The organism is Sphaerochaeta sp. S2 (genome assembly GCF_016406725.1).
In the GTDB taxonomy this organism is placed as follows: Bacteria; Spirochaetota; Spirochaetia; order Sphaerochaetales; family Sphaerochaetaceae; genus Sphaerochaeta.
Map to the genome: position 1 here is coordinate 1 of NZ_JAEKNT010000428.1, position 3,030 is coordinate 3,030.

General features: G+C 46.3%; 3 protein-coding genes and 1 pseudogene. All 4 read right to left on the reverse strand.

Going from position 1 to position 3,030, the window contains the following annotated elements; all coding sequences use genetic code 11:
- The coding region (locus JF818_RS12325; RefSeq protein ID WP_198892293.1) for a Gfo/Idh/MocA family oxidoreductase at positions 1-142 on the reverse strand (142 nt) is incomplete at its 3' end.
- A gap of 9 nt (positions 143-151) precedes the next feature.
- On the reverse strand, positions 152-1,129 hold the full coding sequence (locus JF818_RS12330) for an ABC transporter permease (RefSeq protein WP_198892294.1): 978 nt from the start codon (positions 1,127-1,129) through the stop codon (positions 152-154).
- Positions 1,126-2,616, reverse strand: a complete 1,491-nt coding sequence (locus tag JF818_RS12335) for a sugar ABC transporter ATP-binding protein (protein WP_370570338.1) — start codon at positions 2,614-2,616, stop codon at positions 1,126-1,128. The genes JF818_RS12330 and JF818_RS12335 overlap by 4 nt, the downstream gene beginning before the upstream one ends.
- 99 nt (positions 2,617-2,715) lie before the next feature.
- A pseudogene (locus JF818_RS12340) lies at positions 2,716-3,030 on the reverse strand (sugar ABC transporter substrate-binding protein); the annotation flags it as partial.

Sequence of the window (3,030 nt, forward strand, 5' to 3'; positions counted from 1 at the left end):
CCGCGATACCGTGCAGAGCAGCGAACGCCTCTGAGCGTTGTTCATTAGGATCAGCGATCCCTACAACGTCTGCCCCAGCTAGGGAAAAACCCTTTGCATGATACGCAGCCATACCTCCAGCACCAATTATACCGATTTGCATAGCTTCTCCTTATTTGCCTTTCTTGTTGCTCTGTGCCAATACCGCCACGATGATGATGACACCCGTTACCAATCCATTGAGGAACGGAGGAACATTGGCCATGATCAACACGGTATTGATGATTCTCAACATCAGTACACCAAGGAATGTCCCGATGATTTTCCCTTTTCCACCGTCCATGCTGGTACCACCTATTGCAACGGCAGCAATCGCATCCATCTCATAACCCATTCCCGCACTTGCTGCTTGAATTGAGGTCAATCTGCTAGCAAGTAGAAAGGCAGCCAAGCCATAGAGCGTTCCTGCGTAGGTGAATATCAAGGTCTTTACACGATTCACATTGATACCACTCAGACGAGCAGCCTGTTGATTTGATCCTACCGCGTAGATATAGGTACCAAACTTAGTCTTGGACATGATAAAACCGGTGAGCAACGTTATACCGATCAGGAAAAGCATCAAATGAGGAATACCAAGAAATCTTCCTGCTGCGATATTCCTGAATGAAGCATACATCGAATTGTCGACAGTAAACGGACCTCCTTGGCCCATCTGATTGATCACAGACCTCCATGCACTCATCGTAGCCAGGGTAACAATGAAAGGGGCAATTTTGCCCTTCGTAACCAACAATCCATTGATGAGACCAACAATGACCCCAGCACCGAGACAGAACAAAAGAGTCAGGGTGATCGATTTGGTTGAGTTGAGCACCAATACACCAAAACCGCTGATCAATGCAACCGAGGATCCTACTGACAGGTCAATCATACCTGCCGAGATGATCAAGCTCATTCCCATTGCACATATACCTACAATGGAACCCTGTACAAACTGATTGGTGATGTTGTTCCATGTCAGGAAAGAAGGACTCACCATAATTGCCACCAGAAGCAACAACACAAAACTCAGCCAATGGCTGTAGTTGCCAGTAATATTTCTCCAAGTTTCCCGCACCTGCTCCCTAGACAGTGTTACACCTTTCACTTGAGTGCCTCCCTTCTTGTTCCTGTTGAATATTCCATAATCCCCACTTCACTGATATCTTCACGTTCCAGCACGGCACTGCAACGACCTTTATACAAGACCATACACCTGTCAGAAAGCTGATGTATCTCAGGATATTCACTGGTAAATACGATCACCCCTTTGCCCTGCGCTGCCAATTCTGCAATGATCTTGTAAATAGAAAATTTTGCACCGACATCTATGCCTTGTGTCGGATTGTCCATAATGTACAGGTCTGCATCGAGCTGCAACCACCTGCTGAGAATGACTTTCTGCTGGTTTCCACCAGAGAGACTGGTAATCGGGTCAAGGTCACTGCCCACCTTGATACCCATCTGTTTCTGACTTCGCTTGAAGCGATCCGACTCTTCCTTTGTATTGACGAGCAAATGGGAATGCTTTGCTACAAAATACGCCAAGGAGTTGTTGTAGCGAATCGTGAGATCGGGAAGAATTCCCCGCTCTTTCCGATTTCTGGGGATCATACCGATCCCACTTTGCATAACCTTCTTGATATCCTTCATATCGAGTGGGCCATTTGGGCCATCAACACTACCATGATCCAAGCTTGTGGCACCAAAAAGTGCCGTTGCCAATTCATCGGTACCAGATCCTTGCAACCCAGTGATTACCAGGATCTCTCCCCGACGCACAGAAAAGGAGATATCAAAAAAACTCTTTCCAGATAGATTTTTCGCATTCAGCACCACATCATCGCTTATGGTTGCCGGGATGGCGTCCTTGATATGTGCCTGTATGAAACTCTTGCCGATCAATAATTCAGTAGCCTGATGTTCATCAATATCCTTAATAGCGCCGGTTTTAATGAATGATCCGTCACGCAGCACCGTGTATGTATCACAGATGCTGAATATCTCCGGCATCTTGTGTGAAATATAGATGAAGGAAACCCCTTCATCCTTGAGTGCCCTCATGATGGTAAACAGCTTCTCGATTTCACGGTTATTCAATGCGGTAGTTGGCTCGTCCATGATAATCAATTCACTGGAAAACAACAGTGCACGAGCAATTTCGACCATCTGCTTCTGGGCAGTATCAAGATCTGCGACGAGCAAATCAGCTTTGATGCCGCTGTTCATGGAGTCAAGGACCTTTTGAGCGTGCTCAAGTTCCTTTTTCTTGTCTACCCGCAGGCCAGGCTTGCTATATTCGTATCCAAGGAACATATTCTGGAATACCGTAAGATCGTTACAGAGATTCAATTCCTGATGGATGAACCGAATTCTCAGCTCCATTGCTTTTCGTGGGGTCATGGATTCTACCACATTCTCATCAATCTCTATCGTCCCGATATCCGGAGGAAAGGTACCTGCCAGGATGTTCATCAACGTAGTCTTTCCAGCACCATTTTCACCGAGCAACCCGTGAATCTCCCCCTTCCCTACCGAGAATGAGACATCCTTCACAGCTTGTACAGCTCCGAATGATTTGGATATATGCTTCATTTCCAGAATCATATGTATCCTTCTCCCTTATACAAATGATGCCCAGAGGAGACAGTAAAATCTGTCTCCAGAGGGCATGAGGTTTAGAACAACCTACCGTTACAGGCTATAGCGGACCTTGTACAAGTCGCTTTCCATGTACTTCTTGTAGTTTGACTTATCGATCATCTCAGTGGGCACCTTGTAGGTCTTCTCAAGAGATTCGCCTTGCAATACCTTCAAACCAAGGTCGATTGCATCACGGACCATCGAGGGTGAGAAGGTGTAGGTCATGAAGTCGATACCCTCAAGACCAGAATTCTCGAACAGGTTCATGAAGCCCTCGCCAGCAGAGACACCATTGATCAGACGGATGTTGATATCTGCATTTCCATGATAGTTCTTCAGTGCCTCGACGATACCGAAAACTATTTC